21 protein-coding genes, 1 tRNA gene, 2 pseudogenes and 1 riboswitch are annotated in these 25,492 nt (G+C 40.9%); of the genes and pseudogenes, 5 read left to right on the forward strand and 19 right to left on the reverse strand.

What is annotated here, in order from left to right; genetic code table 11:
* Positions 1-19: 19 nt before the first annotated feature.
* The 5 genes from LI126_RS02445 to LI126_RS02465 form a co-directional block, all read right to left on the reverse strand.
* Positions 20-307, reverse strand: a complete 288-nt coding sequence (locus tag LI126_RS02445; protein WP_020437001.1) for a hypothetical protein — start codon at positions 305-307, stop codon at positions 20-22.
* A gap of 47 nt (positions 308-354) precedes the next feature.
* Entirely contained in the window at positions 355-1,347 is a 993-nt protein-coding gene (locus LI126_RS02450; RefSeq protein ID WP_020437000.1) for an Rpn family recombination-promoting nuclease/putative transposase, read from the reverse strand.
* 287 nt (positions 1,348-1,634) lie between these two features.
* The gene (locus LI126_RS02455) at positions 1,635-4,001 is read right to left on the reverse strand and encodes a xanthine dehydrogenase family protein molybdopterin-binding subunit (RefSeq protein ID WP_020436999.1); all 2,367 of its coding nucleotides are present in this window, start codon (positions 3,999-4,001) and stop codon (positions 1,635-1,637) included.
* Between the two features lie 2 nt (positions 4,002-4,003).
* Positions 4,004-4,498 carry a (2Fe-2S)-binding protein gene (locus LI126_RS02460; protein ID WP_015528188.1) on the reverse strand — a complete coding sequence of 165 codons (495 nt, stop codon included), beginning with the start codon at positions 4,496-4,498 and terminating at the stop codon, positions 4,004-4,006.
* A gap of 1 nt (position 4,499) precedes the next feature.
* Positions 4,500-5,315 carry an FAD binding domain-containing protein gene (locus tag LI126_RS02465; protein WP_020436997.1) on the reverse strand — a complete coding sequence of 272 codons (816 nt, stop codon included), beginning with the start codon at positions 5,313-5,315 and terminating at the stop codon, positions 4,500-4,502.
* Between the two features lie 336 nt (positions 5,316-5,651).
* Positions 5,652-5,823: riboswitch (Lysine riboswitch) on the forward strand.
* A 199-nt stretch (positions 5,824-6,022) separates the two neighbouring features.
* On the opposite strand from LI126_RS02465, the gene dapA reads away from it, so the two are divergent.
* Positions 6,023-6,907 (forward strand): 4-hydroxy-tetrahydrodipicolinate synthase, encoded by an 885-nt coding sequence (gene dapA, locus LI126_RS02470; protein WP_020436996.1) that lies wholly within the window; start codon positions 6,023-6,025, stop codon positions 6,905-6,907.
* Positions 6,908-6,985: 78 nt separating this feature from the next.
* Here the strand turns inward: dapA and LI126_RS15855 are convergent.
* Positions 6,986-7,297 (reverse strand): annotated as a pseudogene (locus LI126_RS15855) (PD-(D/E)XK nuclease domain-containing protein); the annotation flags it as partial.
* 51 nt (positions 7,298-7,348) lie between these two features.
* On the opposite strand from LI126_RS15855, the gene LI126_RS02480 reads away from it, so the two are divergent.
* Positions 7,349-7,419: transfer RNA gene (locus tag LI126_RS02480), tRNA-Trp, on the forward strand.
* Between the two features lie 205 nt (positions 7,420-7,624).
* Positions 7,625-9,556 (forward strand): ATP-binding protein, encoded by a 1,932-nt coding sequence (locus LI126_RS02485; RefSeq protein WP_227164764.1) that lies wholly within the window; start codon positions 7,625-7,627, stop codon positions 9,554-9,556.
* Positions 9,557-9,652: 96 nt separating this feature from the next.
* Here LI126_RS02485 and LI126_RS02490 read toward each other — a convergent pair.
* From LI126_RS02490 to LI126_RS02510, 5 genes and pseudogenes are all read right to left on the reverse strand, one after another.
* A pseudogene (locus LI126_RS02490) lies at positions 9,653-9,916 on the reverse strand (IS66 family transposase); the annotation flags it as partial.
* Between the two features lie 68 nt (positions 9,917-9,984).
* On the reverse strand, positions 9,985-12,747 hold the full coding sequence (locus LI126_RS02495) for an ABC transporter permease (RefSeq protein ID WP_227164766.1): 2,763 nt from the start codon (positions 12,745-12,747) through the stop codon (positions 9,985-9,987).
* Positions 12,748-12,758: 11 nt separating this feature from the next.
* Positions 12,759-13,433 carry an ABC transporter ATP-binding protein gene (locus tag LI126_RS02500; RefSeq protein WP_227164767.1) on the reverse strand — a complete coding sequence of 225 codons (675 nt, stop codon included), beginning with the start codon at positions 13,431-13,433 and terminating at the stop codon, positions 12,759-12,761.
* A gap of 101 nt (positions 13,434-13,534) precedes the next feature.
* Positions 13,535-14,455 carry a sensor histidine kinase gene (locus tag LI126_RS02505; protein WP_227164768.1) on the reverse strand — a complete coding sequence of 307 codons (921 nt, stop codon included), beginning with the start codon at positions 14,453-14,455 and terminating at the stop codon, positions 13,535-13,537.
* 1 nt (position 14,456) lies between these two features.
* Entirely contained in the window at positions 14,457-15,110 is a 654-nt protein-coding gene (locus tag LI126_RS02510; RefSeq protein ID WP_020435972.1) for a response regulator transcription factor, read from the reverse strand.
* A 423-nt stretch (positions 15,111-15,533) separates the two neighbouring features.
* On the opposite strand from LI126_RS02510, the gene LI126_RS02515 reads away from it, so the two are divergent.
* On the forward strand, positions 15,534-15,947 hold the full coding sequence (locus LI126_RS02515) for a C-GCAxxG-C-C family protein (RefSeq protein WP_020435973.1): 414 nt from the start codon (positions 15,534-15,536) through the stop codon (positions 15,945-15,947).
* Positions 15,948-16,011: 64 nt separating this feature from the next.
* Here LI126_RS02515 and LI126_RS02520 read toward each other — a convergent pair whose 3' ends face one another.
* Positions 16,012-16,710 (reverse strand): enolase, encoded by a 699-nt coding sequence (locus tag LI126_RS02520; protein WP_020435974.1) that lies wholly within the window; start codon positions 16,708-16,710, stop codon positions 16,012-16,014.
* A gap of 215 nt (positions 16,711-16,925) precedes the next feature.
* Between LI126_RS02520 and LI126_RS02525 the strand changes: the two genes are divergently transcribed.
* On the forward strand, positions 16,926-17,768 hold the full coding sequence (locus LI126_RS02525) for a YitT family protein (RefSeq protein WP_227164769.1): 843 nt from the start codon (positions 16,926-16,928) through the stop codon (positions 17,766-17,768).
* Positions 17,769-17,805: 37 nt separating this feature from the next.
* Here LI126_RS02525 and LI126_RS02530 read toward each other — a convergent pair whose 3' ends face one another.
* The 7 genes from LI126_RS02530 to LI126_RS02560 all read right to left on the reverse strand — a co-directional run bounded on the left by LI126_RS02530 (position 17,806) and on the right by LI126_RS02560 (position 25,380).
* Positions 17,806-18,534, reverse strand: coding sequence for a cell wall hydrolase (locus LI126_RS02530; RefSeq protein ID WP_117824853.1), 729 nt, complete (start codon positions 18,532-18,534; stop codon positions 17,806-17,808).
* A gap of 256 nt (positions 18,535-18,790) precedes the next feature.
* The gene (locus LI126_RS02535) at positions 18,791-19,795 is read right to left on the reverse strand and encodes an aldo/keto reductase (RefSeq protein WP_015528207.1); all 1,005 of its coding nucleotides are present in this window, start codon (positions 19,793-19,795) and stop codon (positions 18,791-18,793) included.
* A gap of 22 nt (positions 19,796-19,817) precedes the next feature.
* Complete coding sequence (pfkB, locus tag LI126_RS02540) at positions 19,818-20,750, reverse strand: 1-phosphofructokinase (RefSeq protein ID WP_055146401.1); 933 nt, start codon at positions 20,748-20,750, stop codon at positions 19,818-19,820.
* A 48-nt stretch (positions 20,751-20,798) separates the two neighbouring features.
* A complete protein-coding gene (locus LI126_RS02545; RefSeq protein WP_227164770.1) occupies positions 20,799-21,848 on the reverse strand; it encodes a galactitol-1-phosphate 5-dehydrogenase in 1,050 nt (349 codons plus the stop codon).
* A 41-nt stretch (positions 21,849-21,889) separates the two neighbouring features.
* On the reverse strand, positions 21,890-23,407 hold the full coding sequence (gene xylB, locus LI126_RS02550) for a xylulokinase (RefSeq protein ID WP_055145980.1): 1,518 nt from the start codon (positions 23,405-23,407) through the stop codon (positions 21,890-21,892).
* A 13-nt stretch (positions 23,408-23,420) separates the two neighbouring features.
* Positions 23,421-24,485 carry a LacI family DNA-binding transcriptional regulator gene (locus LI126_RS02555; RefSeq protein WP_227164771.1) on the reverse strand — a complete coding sequence of 355 codons (1,065 nt, stop codon included), beginning with the start codon at positions 24,483-24,485 and terminating at the stop codon, positions 23,421-23,423.
* Between the two features lie 43 nt (positions 24,486-24,528).
* Positions 24,529-25,380, reverse strand: a complete 852-nt coding sequence (locus LI126_RS02560; protein ID WP_015528212.1) for a class II fructose-bisphosphate aldolase — start codon at positions 25,378-25,380, stop codon at positions 24,529-24,531.
* Positions 25,381-25,492 lie beyond the last annotated feature (112 nt).

Consider the following 25,492-nt stretch of genomic DNA (forward strand, 5'->3'; position numbering starts at 1 on the left):
TTATACACTAAAATTATTTTTACAGTTCTTGTAGTCCTGCAAAAAACAATTCATAAGGGTCATCCTCTCCTGTAAGCACCGGTGAATTCTCTCCGCCACCATTCGTACTGCGCTTCATTGCGGCATAAAATTCATCTCCCGCCTGCACAATATCCATCGGATAAAGTTCATAACCCGTCTCACGACATACAGAGCAGAATCCTCCAAGAGGATCTTCTGCATCCCTTGTCTTTATGAACTGTTCTCTTAATTTATCATCATGTCTTGCTTTGCGCTGTAATTCATCTAAAGCTTCTACTGCGTTCATCTCTTTCTCCTCATTCTGCTCTGTTTTTCGTGGTATTTGTTTCAGCCTCACTTCCAATATGTGTTTAAGTATTCCTCTGTTTGCTCCTCTGTTAATTTATACTCTTTCCGAACATTATTAAACGTCTCTATTCTAGAAGCATTCAAATTTTGACACGTTCTAATAGTTGCTGCTATTCCTTGCTGAATTCCATCTTTCACTCCATCATCATACATTTCCTGTATTGCCTTACACATATCTACCATCTCCTCCTTCTGCTCTGTTTCACTTGGTATTTGTTTCATGTTCAAAAATGCTTTCATCGCCTGACTTGTTTCATAATCAACATTCTGAAAAAACTTTTTATTTTCATCAATATAGTGTTTCAGTTCTTCCTTACTGTCCCTATATCTTAGCATAGTTAATATCACTTGTAAATCATCCGAAAATTTTTCAACATCTTCCAATCGTTCTGCGTCTACAAGATTGATTTTATAATTGGGAAGATATTTCTCCAAAATTTCTTTCTCTTCTTTCGTTCCTTCCAACCGAAACATATCATACAGATCAACAGGTCCATCCCACGGTTCTGAACCATAATAAAAGACTAATGAAATAATCGGTATCAATCGATCTTTTTTTCGAAATCGCGACAGATATTCTCCTGCGGTAAGATGCTCTAACGACTGACCTGCTTTTTTATTCTGCTTTCGTCGGTCATTAAAGTTTTTCCAATTATTCCGAATCTGTGTTTCGTAATCCATTCCATCATAAAGCATTACCTTGTGCGGCATTGCATAATGAACCTTATCCTGTGATTCATTTGCAAGTAACACAAGTGTAGCCTGATTTCGCCATTTCATAATGATATCGCGGTATTTTTTCATGTTTTTTGTTTTCCCGGTCCGATTTTTCACACTGACAGATGAAACAGGATTCACTTCTTCCAAATCCTCTGGCAATATCACCTGCCTTCCACCATAAATCACACCATTAAATAAATTCGCAAATCTTTTCTTCTCACTTAGCCAGATATTCACATTAACATCTGCTTTTCCCATAGACGCTTCCTCCTGGTTTCTTATTCTTTTGTTATTTTGTAACTCATCAAAATGGAATCTCCTGCTGATACAGCCTTGAATATGAGATAAAGTTATCCTTTCGATAACACATTCAGACAAATGAAATATAGAAAATATACGTCTGAGATTTTGATGTGGATTTACTATAGCAGAATAAAATAACAATGTCAACGTAAAAAAGCTATCAACGACGATATTCAACTCCATTCGTTGTTATCGTAGTTGATAGCTTCCTTATTTCACTTCATTCTTCCCCGACTCCAAGTCTAACGCCCAGAAATTCCTCTGTAAATTTTCTCCGCTGTCATCGGCAGTTCTCTAATGATCACTCCTGTCGCGTTCTGGATTGCATTGCTGATTGCCGGTGACGGTGTATTGATTACGATTTCTCCGATAGACTTCGCTCCGAACGGTCCTGTCGGCTCGTAGCTGCTCTCGAACTCAACACGGATTGTTCCGACATCAAGACGAGTCGGGATCTTATACTGCATCAGGGAATTGCTGAAGTTCTTTCCCTTTTCGTTATATACAACATCTTCATACAGTGCCATACCGATTCCCTGTGCGATTCCGCCTTCCACCTGTACACGCGCAAGGTTCGGATTTATAACTGTTCCGCAGTCTACGACTGCTACGTAATCGATCAGTTCAAGTACACCTGTCTCTTTGTCGATCTCAACTTCTGCCATACCAACCATGAATGGCGGTGGAGATACCGGTGAGGAAAATGCTTCACTTGCGGAAAGTGGTGCGTTACTGAAACACATTACATTATTTCCAATCTGACTTCTTGAAATCTGCTTTCCTGTTGCCAGCTCTGTTACATATTCTCCATCGAAATCTACATCTTCCGGCTTGCATCCGAGATACTCTGCTCCACGCTCGCAGATTTTCTTGCGAAGGGATTCACAAGTCTTAACAACTGCCTGTCCTGTTACATAAGTTGTACTGGATGCGTATGAACCACAGTCGTATGGAGAGATGTCTGTATCTACTCCGAATACAACAACTTCTTCCGGTTTACATTCAAGACACTCTGCTGCCATCTGGGCAAGGATCGTATCGCATCCTGTTCCCATATCAGTAGCTCCAATGATCAGACTGTAGAATCCGTCATCATTTACTTTGATTTCAACCGCACCTGTATCTACTGCTGAGATTCCAGATCCCTGCATGGACATTGCAACTCCGACGCTGCGTACTTTTCCATTTCCCATATCACGGTATGGATACTTTTCATCCCAGTTGATCATTTCTTTTGCTCTGGCAAGACATCTGTCGAGTGTACAGCTGTTTGTAACTTCGCCATAATAAGCCGGCATCTTATCGCCCTGGCGTACCATGTTCTTCTCACGAAGCACTGTCGGGTCCATTCCGAGAACTTCTGCAAGTTCATTTACAGCTGATTCTACAGCGAACTGTCCCTGTGTTGCTCCGTATCCACGGTAAGCTCCTGCTGACATAACATTTGTATAAACGACATCATATGTAAAGCGAAATGCTTCTGTCTTTCCATAAAGTGGAATGGATTTGTGACCGGAAAGACCTACGGTTGTCGGTCCGTGCTCACCAAATGCTCCAGTGTTGGAAAGTGTATAGAGATCGATTGCTTTAATATTTCCTTCTTTATCCGCTCCCAGACGTACATGAAGTTCCATCTCATGACGCGGTGAAGAAGCGATCAAAGACTCTTCTCTTGTGTAAATGATCTTCGCCGGTTTTCCTGTCTTCCATGTGACAAGTGCCGGATAAACTTCGGAAACTACAGTCTGCTTCGCACCGAATCCTCCACCGATTCTCGGCTTGATCACACGTACTTTGCTCTTCGGAATATCGAGTGCATGAGCAAGGATTCTTCTTGCATGGAACGGAACCTGTGTAGATGAAACGACATTTAATCTTCCGTATGCATCTAAATATGTATAAGTACGGAAAGTCTCCATCATCGCCTGCTGGTTCGCCTTTGTATGATAAACGCGATCGATCACGTGATCACATTTTGCAAGAACTGCTTCTACGTCTCCATCTCCACATACATCATGTGCACAGAGATTTCTCTTGTTGTCTGCGCCAACCGGGCAGAGGCTTCTCCAGTTATCTTCCGGATGCACAAGGATTGGATTATCCTTTGCTGTACGGAAATCAAGTACCGGTTCAAGAACCTCATACTGGATCTTCACAAGCTTCATCGCTTTCTTAACTGCTTCCTCTGAAGTTCCTGCCACGATTGCAGCTGCATCTCCAACGAAACGTACTCTCTGGTCAAGGATCAGACGGTCATACGGACTTGGTTCCGGATAGGTCTGACCAGCCATTGTAAATCTCTTATCCGGACAATCTTTATATGTAAGAACACATTCGATTCCAGGTACAGCCTCAGCACGTGCTGTGTTAATATCCTTAATTAATGCGTGTGCATATGGACTTCTGATCACTTTAACAATCAGACAGTCTGACGGTGCAAGGTCATTTGTATAAACACTTTTTCCTGTAACAAGTGCAGCAGCATCTTTCTTTACGACAGGACGGTTTACAATCTTCAGGGATTCTATAGCTTCTCCTTTTTCCTGATTGCTGTGGACAAATTCCGGTTTCTCAGGAATCAGATTCTGAACTTTATCTATTCTTTCCATTCTTACTCCTCCCCGCCCATTTTCTTTACTGTAATGTTAACTGCTGTATTTCTGACTTCCATATATTTCTGGATTGCACGAAGCTGTCCCATGTATCCTGTACAGCGGCACAGATTTCCTGCCAGATATTCTTTGATTTCTTCTATAGAAGGGTTCTTCAATTCACGAAACATTGCGAGCACGTTCATAATGAATCCAGGGGAACAGAATCCACACTGCTCCGCACCTTCCTGTGCAAGAAATGAGCCGAATTCTGCTGCTTCTTTCTCCACACCCTCAAGTGTTGTCACTTCATGTCCGTCAATGCTTGCTGCAAGAACAGAACATGACAGGCGGGATTTTCCATCGATCCATACTGTACACAAACCACAGTTTGTTGTCTCGCATCCACATTTTACACTCTTACATCCAAGATCACGCAGAAGGTTCAAAAGGACTGTATCTGCAGCGATCTCTGTACTTACTTTCTTTCCATTCAGGGTAAACTGTACTTCCATCCTATTTCTCCTCCGCATTATATTCATCTAAAATTGAGCGCATCTCTCTGCGAAGCAGAACCTCCGCAAGGTGCTGTCTGTACTCCGCACTTCCGCGCATATTGCTTCCATAAGTAAATTCTGCTGCCACACGTTTTGCATACTCTGTGAGCTGCTCGTCTGTAGCATCTTTCGGGATCTCCCACTGCTTTTCAAGCAATGCCGCTTTCATCGGTCTTGCTCCTACCGAAAAGAACCAGGACTCCTGACCTCTGTAAATTCCTGTTACGACAGAACATGTCAGTACTGGAAAATCTGTCTTTGTCTGACGAATTGATTCATAACGGAATTTTCTCTTGCTCTTTCTGACGATCACGGATACAAGAATATCCTTATCTGCTTTTCTGTTTACAAACTCAGAAAGTCGAACAGTTCCTCCATTATATAATTCCACAAATGTATCCAGTGCCAGTAATGCAGTCAGCACATCAGAAAATCCGTATCTTCCATAGATACTGCCTCCAACTGTTGCCTGATTTCTAAACTGAACTCCAACAATATGACGAAGGCTTTCTGCAATTCCGTCCCCATAGAATTTTCTCAGCCCCTCATGCTCTTCCAGCTGGCGCAGTGTACACATTGCTCCAATGCGGAATACATGGTCTGTCTCCTCAATCTCATTCAAACCAAGTTCCGACATATCAATGATTGTCTTCACTCTTGCATTTCCTAATCTCATCCACATCATACCGCCCATGATACGACTGTTTCTTGCCTGATTCAGCTCGTAAGCCTCCTCCAGTGTCTTAACTTTCACGTAATTACCGATTGTTAACACAGTAGGTCTCCTTCCTATCCACATACCTTTTCCAAGAATCGCGGTTCTCATCCTCGCAATTTTCTCTTGTTATCTTATGTCGTTTCTTGCGATTGTTTTTCAAAAAACAAACATACAAGCATAAAAAAAGTGCAAATGAAACAGCTTTGTCATTCACACATCTAGCAAATTAATGATATCATATATATAAGAAAAAAGTCAAAAAATCGGTTATACTTTATTATAATCAATTTTTATAAGGTGTACTTATAACCCGGGTATTATAAATAAGAAAGAAATCCAGAAACCATGTTGACATCATTGTACCCTCGGTGTTATTATTTGCTTAAACACGGAAACGTAGATAGAGGTTGCATTTTTCATAAGTAAGGTGACGGATGTGTCAGGAACAGAAGAACTCATCGGAAAGGGAAAGATGCCGAAAGGGTAAGAATCCTGAGTTCTTGTTCTTGGGCATGACGTGAATAGCGGCATGACTGTCATCGCAAGATGGAGAGCTATCTGAATTATACATAATGTATATTTGGGGACGGCGCATCTTGCCGTTTCTTTTATGTTTATTTACAGTTTACGCATTCTTGCATAGATGTATATTAAACAGTTACTGCTCATGGCTATTATAATTATCGTTCACAAGGAACTTATGCGCAATAACCTGCTATGACCAGTAATACTTTGTTTCACCATGTTGAAGGAGGATAAAAAGAATGGCAATTTTTAAAGGCGCAGGTGTAGCGATCGTTACTCCGATGAAAGAGAATCTTGAGGTCAATTATGACAAATTAGATGAGATGTTAGAGGAGCAGATTGCAGGCGGAACAGATGCGATCGTCATCTGTGGAACAACAGGTGAATCCGCTACTATGACAGAGGAAGAACATGCAGCAACAACCCGTTTTGCAATTGAGCGTGTGAACCACCGTATCCCGGTCATCGCCGGAACAGGTTCTAATTGTACAAGAACAGCGATCCAGTTGTCCAAAGAAGCTCAGGAAGATGGAGCTGACGGACTTCTGCTCGTTACACCATATTATAATAAAGCAACACAAAACGGACTGATTGCTCATTACACAGCTATTTGTAATGAAGTAAATATTCCGGCGATTCTGTACAATGTACCAAGCCGTACAGGATGTGGACTTCAGCCACAGACAGTTGCAACACTTGTGAAAGATGTTGAGAACATCGTAGGTATTAAAGAAGCATCTGGAAATATCAGCACAGTTGCACAGATCATGCATCTTTGTGATGGCAACGTTGATCTTTACTCAGGAAATGATGATCAGGTTGTACCGCTTCTCGCACTTGGCGGAATCGGAGTTATCTCCGTTCTCTCCAACGTAGCTCCGGCTTACGTGCATGACATGTGCTACAAATTCTTCTCAGGAGATATCGCAGGTAGCCGCAAGATGCAGTTAGATGCGCTTCCACTGGTTGATGCTCTCTTCTGTGAAGTGAACCCGATCCCGGTTAAGGCTGCTCTTAACATGATGGGAAAAGAAGTTGGAACTCTTAGAGCACCTCTGACAGAGATGGAAGATGCACATAAAGAAGTTCTGAAAAAAGCAATGATGGATCTTGGAATTCTGTAAGAGAACAAAGAAAGGAAGAAGTGATTTTGAGGTCGCTTCTTCCTTTTTTATAATTGCCTGATCCGGCGTTTCTCTTGGTATTAACATCACATCATATCGCCCGTAACCGCTTTCTCTGTTGGACTTTACTTCATAACGATCTCTTAATTCTACCAAAAGTCCCAGAACGAATCCATGATAGAAACGCTCCGGCTGACTTTTTCCTGACGGATGTCTTCCTGTATCAAAACTGTTGAATGTAGCTAGTGCAACTTCATTCATATAAGTATTCATCTCTTTCACATTCCCCCAAAGCATCGCTTTGATAAATGCGTTATAATTTGATTCAGAATTAGAGAACCATCCTTGAAACATTTCTTGAATTTTCTTTATTTTTTTCTTGACATTCATCACTCCATAAGGTATACTTAACAAGTCGCTTGAGTTAAGCGACAACTGAATAGGGGATTGGTCAAATGGTATGATAGGGGTCTCCAAAACCTTTGGTGGGAGTTCGATTCTCTCATCCCCTGTATTAAAAAGCCTTAGAAATCGCGTAAAATCGCTGTTTTAAGGCTTTTTCTTTTTTCCAAAAAGCCCTGCAAATCCAGATTGGTGCCGTGGAGCGATATAATTGAGAAAGAGCAGTCACTGTAGTGGTGGCTGCTTTTGCTATATTGAAGACTGCATGATAATGTGCTATGATAAAATTGATAAATTAGGATTTAGAGGATGTAAATGAGCAGCATGAAGAAAACAAAAGAAGGAATTAATTTGAAAAAACTCCTTAAGCTGAAGAATACAGGCAGTATCTTTGTGATTGCGGGGCTTTTGATGATTTTGGTAATAGCGTCGTACACATATATTCTGCAAAGTTCTTACACTAAGACCGCCCTTGAAACAGAAATCACACGTGACACAGCGAGTGCAGATGCAGTACACAAACTTGTGGATGGAAGAATCGGCAAAGAAGATTTTGATCAAATCAAAGATCAATCTGATGAAAAGAAGCAATTATATAAGGATATTTCTTCATATTTCAATGAAATCAGAACACTGAATTCTACTCGATATATTTACACCGCTAAAAAAAATGAAGAAGGAAAACTCGTTTATGTGGTAGACGGTTTGGATCCGGATGCGAATGATGTAAGACACCCTGGAGATTATATTGAGGAAGAAATGGTTCCATATATTAATAGGGCTATTTCTGGGGAGAATGTGTACTCTCATGATATCATTGATACAACATGGGGTCCGATTTTTACGGCTTGCTATCCTGTAAGCGCAAATCATGATGGGACAGGAGAAATCATTGGCGCATTTTGCATTGAAATGGATATGCAATCAGCTTATGGAATGGTTGAAGAGACGAACCATATTTCCATCATCTGCGGTTTAGTCGCAGGAGCTGTATTGCTTTTAATTTGTCTATATACCTATTATGTTTACCAGAAAAGCAAGGCAGAAGAGCAAAAACAAAAACAATTATTAATGACCGCCGCTGAGGAAGCAGATGCTGCCAACAAAGCAAAATCTGCGTTTTTGCTTAGTATTAGCCATGACATCAGAACGCCGATGAATGCCATTATTGGATTTACAAACATTGCGCTTCACCAGAACACGGTTTCAGATATTCATAATAGCTTGGAGAAAGTTCAACAAAGTTCGAATCATCTTCTCTCTTTGTTGAATGACGTTCTGGATTTTACTCGCATTGAAAGTGGAAAAGTTACTATTTCGCCCGAGCCAGTGGACATTACTCAATTGACAGATAACGTCCAGGCGATTATGAATGGACTTCTTTATAATCGAGATCTTAAGTTTGAAGTACATCAAGAAATCCCAAAGAACCAATATGTCCTTGCGGATGTTGTGCGTATCCGAGAAGTTTTGGTGAATCTTCTTGGCAATGCTGTGAAATTCACAAAGGACGGCGGAAAGATTACTTTGGATATCAGCAGTTACCCAGGAGCAGATGAGAAACATATCATAACTCGTTATGTTGTTCGAGATAACGGTATTGGCATGAGCGAAGAATTCCAGAAAAAATTATTCGAGCCGTTTTCACAAGAAGATGATACTAATGCCAGAACCCAATATAAGGGAACCGGTCTTGGTATGGCCATCACAAAAAAATATGTGGATATGATGGGCGGTTCGATTGATGTTGAGAGCAAAAAAGGTGTAGGTTCTACATTCACAGTGGAGATCCCACTGGAGTTGCCAGAACAGGTTATTCAATCAGAACAAAACCAACATTTGCATGGAGATTTGACGGGTATTCATGTTCTTATGGCTGAGGATAATGATCTAAATGCTGAACTTGCTACGATAATGCTGGAAGATGCTGGTATGACCGTAACACGCGCATCAGACGGAAAAGAAGTTGTGAATTTGTTTAAAAATCATCCACGAGGCACATACGATCTTATTTTGATGGATATTATGATGCCAAACATGGATGGACACCAAGCAGCAAAAGCCATTCGAGCCTTGGGTATAGAGCGGTCCGATGCAGTTACGATTCCAATTATAGCTTTGTCTGCAAATGCTTTTATAGATGATATTCAGGAATCCCTGGATGCAGGCATGAATGACCATATTTCCAAGCCGATTAACATGGAGGAATTAATCAATACTATCACTAAATACATTAAACACGATTAGGAAAACAAAGAAGTTAATTCGACCAGATTTCGGATGCCATTGTTACCGCCTGCCTGTCCCATGACAGAAACAGCCGTGTGGCAGCAGAGTGCATGATCAAAGGTAAGTAATCATCCGTATTATCAAAGTAAGCCGCCCACTTGGGCGGCTCAATTTCTTTGTTGAAAGATTCAGATCATACCTTGCGAATTCGCGTTCCTGTCTTGCCAACGGCATACCATTTACATACTTTGCATTCATGATACCTGCAACCAGTGATGAGATTGCTACACTTCCTTTGATAAGCGGAGATATTTTGTCGGGTCTTACCATAGTCCCGCATTTCGGACAGCTGTATACATAAGTAGAGACCTTGGCGACTGCCGCGCAAAAGATGTCGAAGAAATGAATGGTCACTTTTTAATGTTTAACAAGAAATATTATCTCAATCAATGCAAATCCTTTTCTTCACCGCAAAAACCAACAACAAAATGGGTAACCAGAACATTAATCACTAAAAGTGATATCATTATTCCTGCGATAATAAGAATCGGCCAACGAAATGTGAAATATGACAATTTATTTTCCATATAAATCTTTACCCCAACCAAAGCTGCCATTCCTACAGTAAATAACAATCCCACCACACACATAAAATAATAACTGCCTTCTCCAAAGAGCATTAATTTCATTTGCTTATCGGTCATTCCAATACTTTTCATTACGTCAAACTCTTTTCGTCGAGCGTACATCCCAGTGAATACAACGTTACAATAATTAGTCAATCCCGCAATGAATAATATGATACTTACAGCACCTAAGAGAATTCGATTTCCTCGCATATATGTTTCTTTTTGCTGCATCAGGTCTGATTTACAGATAACAAAAACTCCTGCTTCGCCGGTTCCTTCATCCATTGATACTTCTGTCATTTCGGATCGTTTCTTATTTTCCTCAGAGACCAGCTCGCTGATCTGTGTTTTCACATAAGGTTCTTTTTCCGGATTGGCAGTTAATTCCATTGTTAATATCTTTTTCTCAGTTGGTATCTTTTGAAAGCCTTTCTCACTGATAAAATAGTATAAGCTGCATTCTCCATGCCAGGATTGATTTATTTCCGGGAAATCATCGTTTTGCCGATCCAAATAACCACATAGAGTAAATGTTTCAGATTCTTTTTGAGGGAATTCGTCTTCCTGTTGTTTCTCTTTATTCTCAGAATTACTTTGTTCTTTTCTACGAATCGCATCTTCTCTTGAGAGCAAAGTTTTAAAGTATACCGGTTCGCCAATTGCTTCATCTGCAAGTTTTTGCTGTTCCGGGGTCAGCATATGATCATGTATGATCAGCACACCATTTCCTTCTTCCAAAGATTTCAAATCAATATTGAGTTGATTATCCTGAACGTATTTCTCAAGCGACAAGATTTGATTGTCATTTAAAATCTGTACCGTATCCCAACTGAATCCTTCCACCATATTGTCATTTGTAAGATTCGAAAGCCCTTCATCATAAGGACGGATGCCCTTTCTGGATATAACTGTAGTTACATAAGCTCCTTCGATCAGATTAGAATTCTCCCAATCGATACCATCTATCTTGTGTATTTTTTTCTCCAACTCTTGAGAGATTGGTGAAAATTCATCATAATCGTTATCATACAACAGTTCCACATCATCTCCCTGCGTCAGCAAAGGATCCACATCGATTTCTCTTGTTTTATATTCTTCCCCACACCCCTGGCTTTTCCCGAATTCGCTAAACTCTCCTGCCAGCAAAAAATCAGGACGTTTCTCAAGAAGATGCTTATAATCACATCCATTTGTAAGTACATTCATTAGAACAAAGGATAGGACTCCTAAAAATATAGAAAGACTTGTAATGATAAATCGTGCTTTATGCCGTGTTATATTTCCCCACGCAATATAGAACATTTCTTCTGTTTCAGAACGTCTAGGCACTATTTCCCCAAAGTGTTTTGTTTTTCTGGCAACTGTATTTTCGTTATAAGCAGCACTCTCAATACAAGACAGCTTCATTATTTTTCTAATAACGCCTTCCGATGCTATCCACAAAATTCCATTTACAAATACAACAGAAAGCAAAAGAATCCACGGTCTGAAAAAGGAAAGTATTGTATTCCCTCCCATTTCCTGATAAAAATGGAAACCTAATAGTTCCGGTATTAATAAGACTAAAATCAGTGCAGAGATCAAACTTCCCAAGACAGAACCTTTTAACATGAGTGACCTCATTTGTTTCCGGTATATTTTTGTAATCTGTCTTTCTGTGGCTCCGATCGTGTGGAGCAGTCCGAGATTTTGAACATCTTCGCTCATGGATATCCAAAGGACATTGCGCACAAGGAAATATATTCCACACAAAATTCCTATCGTTCCCAATATCACCATCTCATATCCACCTGCGAATTTAGAAACAGCAGTATATTGTGCTGTATCAGAAACGTATATCTTCTGATCTGCACTCTTCATCGGCAATGTCTGATATAATTTTTCCTCTGTTTTACTCCTGTTTAAATGATCACTCTGACTGAAAAGTAAAGTATAAGGACCCTTTTCCAGTTTCAACTCTTTAATTTTGTCATGTGAAATATATCCGATTGCTAATTTATTTCCAGAGTCCGTATACCAGCCACACAGTTTGAATTTTTCTTTCGAATGTTCGAACACATATTTGTATACATCTAAGTTTATTTCCATCCCTTGTTCCGGTTCTGAGATACCAAGTTTTTTCAATGCCCGCTCAGATAATAGAATTTCATCCTTTTTCTGTGGGTAGCTTCCAATCACATTGGTATATGCCGGTCTCAAAAAATTGTTCCAGCTTTCTGAGTCAGCCCAGACTATATCACATATCGTTTTTGCATTGTTCTCCGAAACTTCTGTAGCTTCACCTACAAAAATACTTTTTGCAACTTGTTTTATATAATCCAGTTGTTTTAATTTTTCATATTGTTCTTCTGTTCCATCTTCTATTCTCCCCGAAGAAGAAGTTCCATTTTCTCTGATTAATCTTATTTCTTCTGCCTGTATTTTTCCAAAGGAGATTCCGAATACCATGGTAATAGCAACAATACCTATTACGATCGAGCAAAATAAAATCGTATTTCTCACCTTCTTGGTACTTGCAAAATTTTTAGCCAGGAATCGGATTATGTCTTTATTGTTATTCGGAATGTTCTTGTGAAACATAATAACCCCTCCTAACAATCTCTTGTATAGATTTTTCCATCAGACATACGTATTACTCTGTCTGCCATCTGTGCGACCTCTTCTTGATGCGTCACGATCAATGTCGTCTGATGAAATCTTGCAGCACAGGATTTTAGTAATCCTACGACTTCCATACTTGTAACAGAATCCAGATTCCCGGTCGGTTCATCCGCCAGGACAATTGCCGGTTTCGTCAACAATGCCCGTGCTATAGAAACTCGCTGTTGCTGCCCGCCGGACAGTGTTGATGGAAAACGTTCTAATTTATCTTTTAATCCAAGAATTTCTACAATCTCATTAAAGAAATCTATATCAATTTCCTTGCCGTCAAGTCGCATCGGAAGAACTATGTTTTCGCGTATACTAAGCGAAGGAATTAAATTGTATTGTTGGAATACAAATCCGATATTTCTTCTTCTGAATATTGTTCTTTCTTCCTTGTTAAGATCTTTTAAACTTGTATTTCTGATCCAGACACCTCCAAAATCCGGAATGTCAAGACCTCCTAACATGTTCATAAGTGTTGTCTTTCCACATCCGGACGTACCAACAACCGCTATAAATTCACCCTCTTCCACCGTTAATGACACACCATCTAAGGCACGCACTTCATATGTATCGGATGTATAATATTTTTTTAGATTCATGGCTTTGATTATATCCATCTTTTCTGTAAACTCCTTTCATAAATGCTACCTTTAACTCAGCCATAATCTATTATACATGGTACCTCTTACAAACTTCTTACACGCTGCATATGAACTGTCTATACCGGAAGATTTACTTCTATAAGCAGCCCTGGCTTCATTTGTTTTGCTTTCATCATCCCTTTTTGTAATAGAACACTCTCTCTGGAAAGATATAAACCAATTCCGCATCCTTCCTGCCCTCTTGCCTGCTCACCACGATAAAATCTTTGAAAAATTTTATTTTCTTCTCCATCTCTTATCCCAATTCCATAATCTCTTACTTGAATTTTATAAAACATTTCTGTCTGTTTCATTGTGATATTGATCCTGCTGTTGTTTTTACTATATTTGACTGCATTATCAAACACATTATAAAGGGCCTCACACATCCAGTTTTTATCATGTTCGCAAATGATTTTCTCTGGCAATTCTACTTGAAAATAGATATCTTTCTCTTCTGCCTTTTTCTGTATTTGCCCCAACGCATTTAGAATCGTTTCAACAAGATTTTCTTTTTGAGTGTGAACTTGTATGATTCCCTGCTCTAATCGGGCAGTTTTTATAAAGCTCTCCACCAAAAAACATAATTGTTCTTCACTTGTTCGCAAGTCTTTTATGTATTCTGTATTCAATGTTTCTTGAGTTTCATTTAATGACTCTTGCAGCAATTCTGTATAATTTTTTATATTCGCCAGCGGTGTCCTTAGTTGATGCGCAATCTCAGAAATTAATTTCTGTATCTCATATTTACTTTTTTCAGCCTCTTTCCTTCTTCCTTCCAATATTTCCTGTAAACGGATTAATTGATTGGTCGTTTTAGAATAGATCGTTTCTTTCCCTATATCAGAACCATCTAATTCATTGCCGTTTATTAAGGATTCCGTCAATTTATATATTTTATTCATTTCATTTGTTCTCAAATGATTTTCAACTAAATATACAGTGCTTCCTCCGAGTATGAAACCTATTAAAAGTACTGTAAAACTTGCTACAGCCATGCTACTCTCCCATTCTATATCCCATTCCAAATACATTACTGATAACATTCGATGAATCATTCAATTTCTTTTTCAATCTGCTGATCATAACGCTAATTGTGTTGGGATCAATGAATTCACTATCGATTCCCCATATATTTTCCATTATCATCTTTTTTGTAAGAACCTGGTTCTGGTTCATAATAAAATATTCTAAAAGCTGATACTCTTTGAGTGTCAAAGATATTTCCGTCTCTCCAACAAAAACCTGTTTTCTATCGGAATATAACATAACCTGTCCGCACATAAAAATATTTTCATTTGATTTTCTCTTTAGCACAACTTCAATACGCTTTAACAATACTTTTATTGAAAATGGTTTAACCACATAATCATCTGCTCCTGTATCAAACGCTTTTAACATATCTTTTTCGTCATCTTTTGCAGTCAAAAAAATAGCTGGAATTTTTCTATTTTTTTGAAGCTCCTGATATAGATTTATTCCATCTCCATCCGGTAATCCAATATCTACGATCAACAAATCTACAGAACTATCTATATTTTTAATTGCTTCTTTTCTCGAACCAGCAAGAATCGTTGTATAACCTTGATTTTTCAAAGATGTATCCAATGCTTTTCTCAACAAATTGTCATCTTCTATAATTCCTATTACCATATACTCCTCCAACTATGATACCTACGGATTGTTTCGTGCAATGCACTCCCACAATCCTGGTATCATCATATAATATAAAAATACACATATCTTCCTGCCAATACAAGCTTTTTACACAATAATATGAAGGGAGATGTTCAGAAATCGTTACTGTTCACTCCCGTGTCAATCACTTCGCTGATTGACACGGAGGATGTATGTTTTGGCTTGAATGCATCTCGCCCATCGCCAAAGGCGATTTAAAATGGCGAGATGCGTTGCTGGTCGCACATCGTGTGAACAGTAACCAGAAATCATTCAAAGCATCACCTTCCTCTGTTGAAATCCGTAATACTAATTGTCATAAATAGAAAAGAGCGTTATAATAAAAACAATTTGAAATCAAAGAAATAAGTTGGAATTTCTAAACACAAGGAGAAAAAAATGAATACAAAAGTGGAAAAAGCATTAGAACTACATGACAAAGGGTATAACTGTGCACAGGCTGTAGCCTGTTCTTTCTGTGAGGAATTTGGTGTAGACCAGGAAACAATGTTTAAAATCTCTGAGGGATTCGGATTTGGCATGGGCATGATGGACATGTGCGGAGCTGTAACCGGAATGATGATGGTTATTGGAATGGACAACAGCATTGGAAATCTTGAAAATGGAAAAGCTACAAAAGCAGATACCTATAAGAAAACAAAAGAATTTGCAGAAAAATTCCGTCAAAAGAACGGAACCTATTATTGTCGTGATCTAAAGGGAGTCTCTGGAAAGGGGAAAGTTGTCCCATGTTCTCAGTGTATTGCAGATGCTGTTGAACTGACAGAAATGTATTTAGAGAGTGTAAAATAAAGTCGCTAAATAATTGGGAGCTATGCTCCCATTATTTATTTCTACCTGATCTCTTGAGATTGCCTCATCCACTAATCTTCTCTTCCAGTTGTAACAATCGATTGTTCAGTACTGTATAATAAGCGCTTTCTCTGTTTTCAACCAAGATCATCGTAATATTCGCTGCAACTGCAAGATCTACCAGGAAGCTGTCTTCTGTTCCTGCTGTTTCCTGACTGAGAATCATTTTATTCCCTTCATTCTGTTCTTTCAGTATTCTTTCGAACAGTTTCGTAAGAACTGTACTCTCGTCTATCTTAATTTCTTTTATCTTTTCTATCTCAATTTCTTCTTTTCTGATCAGCTGCGGCATACTTGGATGTACCGCACGTACGCCTCCAAGATACCTGTAAAGCGGAATCTTTTCTGCAGCCGCTGCTGCTCGCGCCACTGCAAGTGATATTGCAAAGGATGTCTGTTCATTTCCGTTTTCTTTCAGAATTGTATCAATCTTTCTTTGTTCAAATACATTTTCACCGATTATTTCCGGTGCGATCTGACTGTTAAGCAGTTCAATTTTTTCTTCGATGTGCACCTGCTGTTTTTCTGTCTGCTCTTTTTTACTATAATTTTTCCCTGCCATAGACGCTTTTCCTATGATTTCTCCTCCTGCCAGCACTTCCACTTCAATAGCCGGATTCCCGGCGAAATCAAGGATCTCTCTTGCATAAACGTCACGGATTTCTATTGCAAGATCCAGCTTATTTCTAACTTCTGGTTCCACACTCCAAAACCTCCTTTTCGTTGCTTTTCTTTCTATTTTTGTATGCTGTTTTTCGTACTTTGCTTAATTTCAGTATTTCCTTTTTGGAATAACTTCATGCGTTGACTTTTCACTTTTCAACGCTTACAATCATATGTACAAACATTTGTGACAGATTTTTAGATTGGATGTTGCACACAAAAGCTATCATTTTTCTTTTGGGGAGGAATTTATTTATGTTAGACAAGGGGAAACATTTTCTTTTACTGACAGTCAGCACACTGATCATGGCGATTGGTACCTACTTTTTCAAGTTCACGAATAACTTTACCTTCGGCGGTATCACCGGTCTTGCTGTTCTTATTGCGAAGACAGGACTTATGACAGCCGGTGATTTCAACTTTGTTGCCAGTATGACGCTTCTGGTGATCGGAATGATTGTTCTTGGTAAGAAATTCGCAGCTAAGACAGCTTATTGCAGTATTCTGCTCTCGGTAACGCTTTCTTTTCTGGAGCGCGCCTGCCCGATGAAAGCTCCTTTGACAGACCAGCCGATGCTGGAGCTTTGTTTTGCGATTGCACTTCCGGCTCTTGGCTCTGCCATTTTGTTCAACATTGGCAGTTCCAGTGGCGGTACAGATATTATTGCTATGATTTTAAAAAAATATTCCAGCTTCAATATCGGACCGGCTCTTATGCTTTCTGATCTGTTGATCACTATTGCCGGATTCTTTATCTTCGATATCAAAACTGGATTATATTCTTTGCTCGGACTTACGATTCGTTCTTTCATGGTAGACACCTTTATCGAGAACTTCAATTTGTCCAAATATTTTAATGTTGTATGTGACGACCCGGAACCGATCTGTGATTTCATCGTTCATGAGCTGAACCGTAGTGCCAGCGTCTTTCACGCAACGGGTGCTTATTCCGGTCAGGACAAAGCGATCGTCCTGACTGCGCTCAACCGTACCCAGGCTGTCCGCCTGCGTAATTTCATCAAGATTACTGATCCAAAGGCGTTTATTCTGATCTCTAATACAAGTGAGATTATCGGAAAAGGATTCCACAGTATCTGATCAACTCTGTTTGATCAGATGTTGTGAGTGGGGCATTCTAATGAAATAAGTGATCTCCGATCCGTGTTCCGTAACCGCCTACACTGAAATACAGACAATCTCCAATCGGATTGCTTCCTGCAAGTGCATCTTCTGCCGCCTGCATCGCAGTTTCTGTATAGCCCTGGTTTGCTCTTACGCGGTCAAGCCATCCGGACATTGCCGGTGAGAACTGACCGGACTGGTAGATTACTTCTTCCATCGTATCCGGATAAGAGGAACTCTTGATACGGTTCATTACAACCGCTCCAACCGCAACCTGTCCTTCATACGGCTGGTTTCCCGCTTCACAGAAGATCAGGGATGCCAGCAATTCTTTTTCTGCTGCCTGCTGTGCAGCCGCTGCTTCTGCCTGTGCCGCTGCTGCCGCTTCTGCTTCTGCCTTCTCTCTGGCGATCCGTTCTGCTTCTTCCGCCGCACGTCTCTCTTCTTCCAGCTTTGCTTCATAAGCAATCTTCGCTTCAACTGCCGCGATCTTCACATTCTCGATCATCCCTGACTGTACATCGATCACTTCCTTTGATACACACCAGTCAGTACCTACATCCCCGGCAGACTGCGTGTCATCTAAAGTTTCTTCCTGATCCGATGGCTCCGTTGACACTTCTGATTCTACAGCACTCTGCTCCTGTGCTTCCGTGGAACTTGCAAATCCCGTCAGCATGACCGCACTCATCATTGCTGTATACATCGCCAGAAACATCCTTTTATTTTTATTAAATTTCATATACCCTCCTAACAATTTTGTTGCATAATTTTTACCATTTAATTACTATTCTTTATTAATACTATGCATTATTTTCATTTTTATTACATTTATTACAAAAATGTTACGAGCGATATATTATCATAAAAATGTGTGCATGTCAACTTTTTTATTTCACGCAGAAAATCCGATCCTTTTTTCTACTAAAATACAGCTCCTGTAAAAGTCTCAACTTCCTACAAGAGCTGTATCTCTCAACATCATTTTATCTCATTTTTTACAATGTCACGATTTCTCCATCTTCATCCCAGAGATCATGCCAGTCTTTTGCTCCATGCCACAAGAACACCTGTCCTTTTACAAGGCGGTTTCCTTTTTCGAGTGTTGCGATCTTCGCCATCTCTTCTTCTGTCAGCGGATCTTCTGTCATTGCTTTTAAGTTGCTTACATAATTGTGAAGTGAGAACGGAATTGCAATCTCGCCTCTCTGTCTTGCCCATTTCAGTGCAATGATCGCCGGGTGACAGTTATGAGCCTTCGCAATCTCCTGCATAACCGGAGTCTGCAGATCTGCTACATCTTCCGGACACATATCTCTCTCCGGTCTCATCGGAGAACCGATTGGCATGTAACCTACCGGCTGGATATCGTGTGCTACGAGGTAATCGTAAAGTTCCTGTTGCTGGAAGCAAGGATGGATCTCGAGCTCACAGGCAACCGGTTTGATCTTCATCAATGGAAGTACTGCTTCGAGTTTCGGAATCGTCATATTGGAGATTCCGATGAATCTTGTCAATCCGTCTTCGACAAGTTTTTCACACTGTCTGTATGTATTCATGAATTCTTCCACACTGAATGGTTTAGAATCCGGATTTCTTGACTCTACATCGCATTTTGGTGCATGGTAATTCGGGAATGGCCAGTGAATATAATACATATCCACATAATCACACTGGAGATCTGCGATACTTTTCTTGCAAGCTTCTTCGACATGTTCGTGCATATCGTTCCATACTTTTGTCATAATAAAGAGATCTTTACGTTCTACGATTCCCTCATCAAATGCATTTTTAAATACTTTACCGATCTCCGGTTCATTTCCGTAGCATGCGGCACAATCAAACATGCGGTATCCGCTTTTGATTGCTCCGTCTACTGCTTCAGCAATCTGATCTGCTGTAAATCTGTCGGAACCAAATGTTCCCATTCCGATACATGGTGCTTCATCACCTGTGTAGAATTTTACTTTTGGCACATCTGCCGGATTAATAAATTCACCCATGATAACTCTCCTTTTATCTAATCTAACCGATTTTCTCAATCTCCACCTGTGGATAGATCTTTTCCATATCTTCTTTTACGAAGAATCCTGTTTCTTCTCTGAGTGCTGCTGCCGCTGAGATCGCACTTGCTTTCTTCAATGTCTCTTCAACCGAAAGTCCTTCGCTAAGTCCAAGAGCGAACCCGGCGATCATGGAATCTCCGCATCCTACAGTGTTTACCGCATCAATCTTCGGCACACGTGCGCGAAAGATTCCGTCATCACATACGACAAAGGAACCGTCTCCACCGAGTGACACTGCTACGATCTCGACTCCATCTGCATGAATCTGTTTTGCCGCATCTACCATGTCCTGGAAGTTGTCGCAGCTTTTTCCTGTCAACATACGGATCTCATCAATGTTTGGCTTGATCATCGTCGGCTTTGCCTCGATTCCCATCTCAAGCAGTTTTCCACTTGTATCAAGGATGACTTTCTTTCCTGCCTCTTTGCAGATTCTTACAAGACGCTGATAAGCGGTTCCGTCAAGTCCTTTTGGAACACTTCCTGACATAGCAACAACATCTGCTTTCTTCACCAGTTCTGTGAAATGTTTTTCGAATCCCTTAAATTCTTCCTCAGATACCGTGAATCCCGGCTCAAGAAATTCTGTCTGCACGTGATTGACTTCATCCCAGATGTTGATACAGGATCGGCTCTCTTCTTCCAGATGATAGAATTCGCTCTTGATTCCAAATGGTTTCAGTGCGTCTTCGATATAATTTCCTGCATGACCTCCGACAAATCCTGTCGCGACCACTTCCGCTCCTGCGATAGACGCCGGCTTGGATACATTTAATCCTTTTCCGCCTGGCGTATACGCACATTCTTTCACACGGTTGACTTCACCGACCTGATAGCCTTCCACAACATATCTTTTGTCGATTGCTGCATTTAATGTTACTGTAAGTATCATATTCGGTACAGAGCTTTAACACATCAAAGCTCTTGTCCCCCTCTCTGATTAATCTTCGTTTACAAGCATTACTTTCCCCTGTACAAGTCCCGGTGTCTTAAACATCTGGAATGCTTCCTGTGCCTGACTCATCGGAACCATTTTGTAAATAAATCCCTTGTCGAATTTCAGCTGTCCTGTCGCAAAGTAATGTGCTGTCAGATCCCACTCTTTGCCAGGGAACGGTGCGCTGTAGGACATCCAAGATCCTGTCAGTTTGAACTCTTTACGGTTCATGTTCTCCCACATTGCCGGTGTGAACTCAAGATTCACATGTGGTGTTCCGATAAAGCATACATGGGATTTGTTTCCTGCAAGTTCAAATGCCATATGCATGGTTGGAACCTGTCCGGCTGTCTCGAATACAAATCCGTATCCTTTACCGCCTGTGATCGCCATTGCCTCTTCCATAAAATTATCTTTCGTTGTGTTGACAACTTCGTCAGCTCCAAGACGTTTTGCAAGTTCAAGTCTCTCATCACTGATGTCGAAAACTACAACTTTCTTGGATCCGAAGATCTTGCACCACTGCATTGTAAACATTCCGATCGTTCCGCCGCCGAGTACTGCAACATACTGTCCGCCCTGATAATCATTCTGGAATACACCGTGGATAGCTACAGTGGCAGGCTCAAACATGGCCGCCTGTTCATACGGAATGCCTGGATCATATACAACTGCATTTTGCTCTGGGATCACTACATAATCGGCATTGGATCCCTGCTCTCTGGAACCAATAAAGCTGTAATGTTTGCACAGAGAGAAGTTTCCGTTCTGACAGTCATCACATTTCATACATGGTTTCAATGGTGCACCGGATACGTGATCTCCAACCTTAACCTTTGTTACACCTTCACCTACTTCTACAACATCTCCTGAGAACTCATGTCCAAGTACGATTGGATAGAAATGAACTCCGTTGTGAAGTACTCGTGGAATATCAGATCCGCAGATACCGGAACATTTTACTTTGACCTTAACTTCGCCCGGTCCCGGTGTCGGTTCTTCGTAATCAAGATACTGTACGTCTTCGTTGGCGCATACAACTGCTGCTTTCATTTTCAAGATCCTCCTTTTTTGATCTTTTGTTAATTTATTTCTTATTCATGGTTTTTCGCCATAGTTTCCTTTAATTGTTTATAAAGTTCTATATATGTTTCGTAATTTTTATCGTAAACTTTTCTGTTTTCATTATTCGGTTCGTGGGAACGCTTCTCTTCAATAGTAAGCTTCACTGCCTCGTCAAAGTCTTTGTACATTCCGATTCCGACTCCGGCAAGAATCACTGCACCGAGTGTTGTTGCTGTGTCAGAGGATGGAACAACAATTGGTTTTCCTGTGATGTCAGACTTGATCTGTGTCCACAATAAGGAGTTTGCTGATCCGCCCATCGCACGCAGGACTTCTACTTTCGCTCCGGCTTCTTCCGCAACATCAAGGTTATGCTTCAATGCATAGGCTGTTCCTTCCATTGCCGCACGGATGAAGTGTCCTTTTGTCTTACTGAAATCTAATCCGTAGTAGACACCTTTTGCGTTTGGATCCCAGATCGGAGTTCTCTCACCGGACATATATGGGAGGAAGATCACTCCGTCACTTCCCGGTGCTACTGCTGCCGCCTCTTCATTAAATAAATCCAGTGAGCTTTTTCCCTGACGTTTTCCTTCTTCTCTTTCGTACGCCCCGAACTCCCGCTCAAGCCAGCGCATCACTCCGCCGCCTCCGGTTGTTCCGCCTTGTAAGAGCCAGCAATCCGGCACGACATGAAATCCAAGAATCAACCGCTCATCGGCACGATACTGGTCAGTACAGATACTCATTCCACCTGCCTGTCCACCTTGTTCCTGTGTCTCTCCGCTGTGGATCACTCCTGCACCGAGAGTTCCACATGCTGCATCGAGTCCTCCGGCCACGACCGGTGTTCCTTCCGCCAGTCCGCTTTCTTTCGCAGCTTTCTCATTTACCTCACCGATCACTTCATGACAGGCATGAATTTCCGGCAATAGCTCAGAAGAAAATCCAAATTCCTGACACATCTCTTCATTCCAGGTTCCTGTTCTCATATCAAAACAGTGAAGGCCATATCCCTGAGAAAGATCCTGTGTCATCACACCGGTCAGTTTGTATGCAATATAACTGTTGGATTGAAGGATCTTATAAGTCTTTGCATAGACTTCCGGCAGATTTCTCTGATACCAGATGATCTTTGCAGTTGTATAAGATGGCTGCAAAGAGTTGCCGCAAAGCTCGAAGATCTTGTCTTTCCCAATCTTTTCATTGAATTCTTCACAGATATCTGTGGCTCTTGTGTCCATCCAGATTGGGGTGTTCGTAAGTACATTTCCATCTTTATCGACTGCGATCGCAGACCAGCTCTGTCCATCGATTCCGATTCCTTTAATCTCTTCCGGGGAAATATTTCCTTTTACGAGTACCCTTGGGATTGCATCGCAAACTGCTTCCCACCATTCTTCCGGATTCTGTTCTGCCCATCCAGGATGTGGGTAATAAACCTGATAATCACCGGTTCCGGTTGCCTTGACGGTTCCGTCTTTTGCAAAGACTGCAATCTTGCAGGCACTGGTTCCGATATCTATTCCTAATAAATATTCTCCCATGGTCTCCTCCTCTTTATGAAATGTCCGCCACTGATTCTCCTTCTACGAATCCGGTTTTCAGCCAGATTGTCTCTGTTGTTTCTATTTTGTCTGATGTTTTATCTGATGTTTCATCCTTATCTTCGAGATGACTCAATAACAGATTTGCTGCCGCTTGTCCAATCTCTTCCGTTGGCTGTGACACGATTGTCAATCTTGGTACTACAGCTCTTGCAAAATCCATGTTATCAAATCCTATCACAGACAGCTGTTCCGGAACTTTGATACCAAGGTCATTGATCTCCATCATTGCTCCGACTGTCATCTCGTAGTTGGAGATAAAGACTGCTGTCATATCTGGATTGTCTTCGTAAAGCTTGCGCATCGCTTTCGCTCCGCCGGCAATCGTGTAGTTACCATCTGCCAAAAGTTTTGTATCTGTTTTGCCTTTTAAATCTGATTGTTGTGCTGATCTAGCTTTGGATGATTCTTGTATTGCAAGCTCATATCCTCGTTGACGTTCCCTTGCTGTATACACATTATCCGGTCCTGTTATCATACCAATCTTCTTATGCCCTTTTTTCATCAGCCGTTTCACTGCGTTCTGCGCTGCTCCTTCATTGTCTACAAGAACGCAGTCACAATCTCCGTTCTCCATCCTTCGGTCGATCAGTACAACCGGTCTTCCGGATTTTCTAAATCTATCAAATACTTTCTTCTCTGCTCCGGTTGGCATCATGATCAAACCATCCACTCTTCTGTGAAGAAGGAATTCTGCTGCCTCTTCTTCTCGCTTCACATCGGATCTGCAGTCACAGATCATCGTCGCATACCCATGACTTCTTAATAAATCTTCCGCTGCTGTAATGATCTCTGAAAAGAAAATGTTGTTCAACTCGGGTAAGATGATTCCGATGGTCTTTGTTCGGTTTGTCTTTAATCCTCTTGCAACTTCATTTACCTCAAAATGAAGCTTCTCAATTGCCTCTTCGATCTTGATTCTGTTTTTCTCACGCACATTTCCTCCATTTAGATAAGAAGAAATTGTTGCAAGTCCGAGCCCTGTCTCTCGGGCAATGTCTTTCATCGTTGCACCCATAAACTTATTTCCTTATTCTGTATCTTGTAAGCTATCACTTGTTTTATTTTGCTTTTCCATCACATCCGCACATCTTCATGCGTGCGATCACCTGTTCTTTTACAGCTTCCATCGCAACAACACCGAGTTTCTTCGGATCGAATGTCTCCGGCTTCTCTTCAAGCAGTTTCTTCACGGCATCTGTGTATGCAACACGAAGCTCAGTAGCAAAGTTGACTTTACACATTCCACGCTCTACACATTCTCTTACGTCTTCTTCACTCAGTCCGGAAGCTCCATGAAGCACGAGCGGAACATCTACAACTTCTTTGATTGCGCTTACTCTTGGCTTGTCAAGAACCGGGGTTCCTACATAAAAGCCGTGCGCTGTTCCAATCGCTACTGCAAGAGAGGAAACTCCTGTGCGCTCTACGAATTCTTTCGCTTCCTGCGGATCTGTGTTCGTATCAGCATCAGCCTCAAGGTCGTCTTCCTTTCCGCCAACTTTACCAAGTTCAGCTTCTACCGGAATACCAAATGCATTTGCTACATCTACAACCTTCTTCGTCACTGCGATATTATTCTCAAAATCTTCGTGGGAACCGTCGATCATAACAGATGTGTAACCAGCTTTCATTGCCTGAACTGCAAGTTCAAAGCTATTGCCGTGATCCAGATGCAGACATACCGGGATCTTTGTTTTCGCAGCTTCTGCTTTCACGATTCCTGCAAATGTCTCCAATGTTCCGTACTTTACAGTAGAAGGTGTTGTCTGAAGCATCACCGGTGCGTTCAGCTCCTCCGCTGCAGCGATGACTGCTTTAACCATCTCCATATTCTCTACATTGAATGCGCCTACTGCGTATCCATCCTTCTTTGCGTCTAAAAGCATCTTTTCTGATGTAACTAATGGCATCGTATCGTCCTCCTTATTTCCAAAACCGAAACGTTTCGGTTTTGCTTATGTATTTATTTTAGTACGGGATTTATTGCTTGTCAAGATAATGAAAACGAAAAGTATATTTTTA

It is taken from the genome of Mediterraneibacter sp. 210702-DFI.5.30, assembly GCF_020560115.1.
Taxonomy (GTDB): domain Bacteria; phylum Bacillota; class Clostridia; order Lachnospirales; family Lachnospiraceae; genus Mediterraneibacter; species Mediterraneibacter faecis.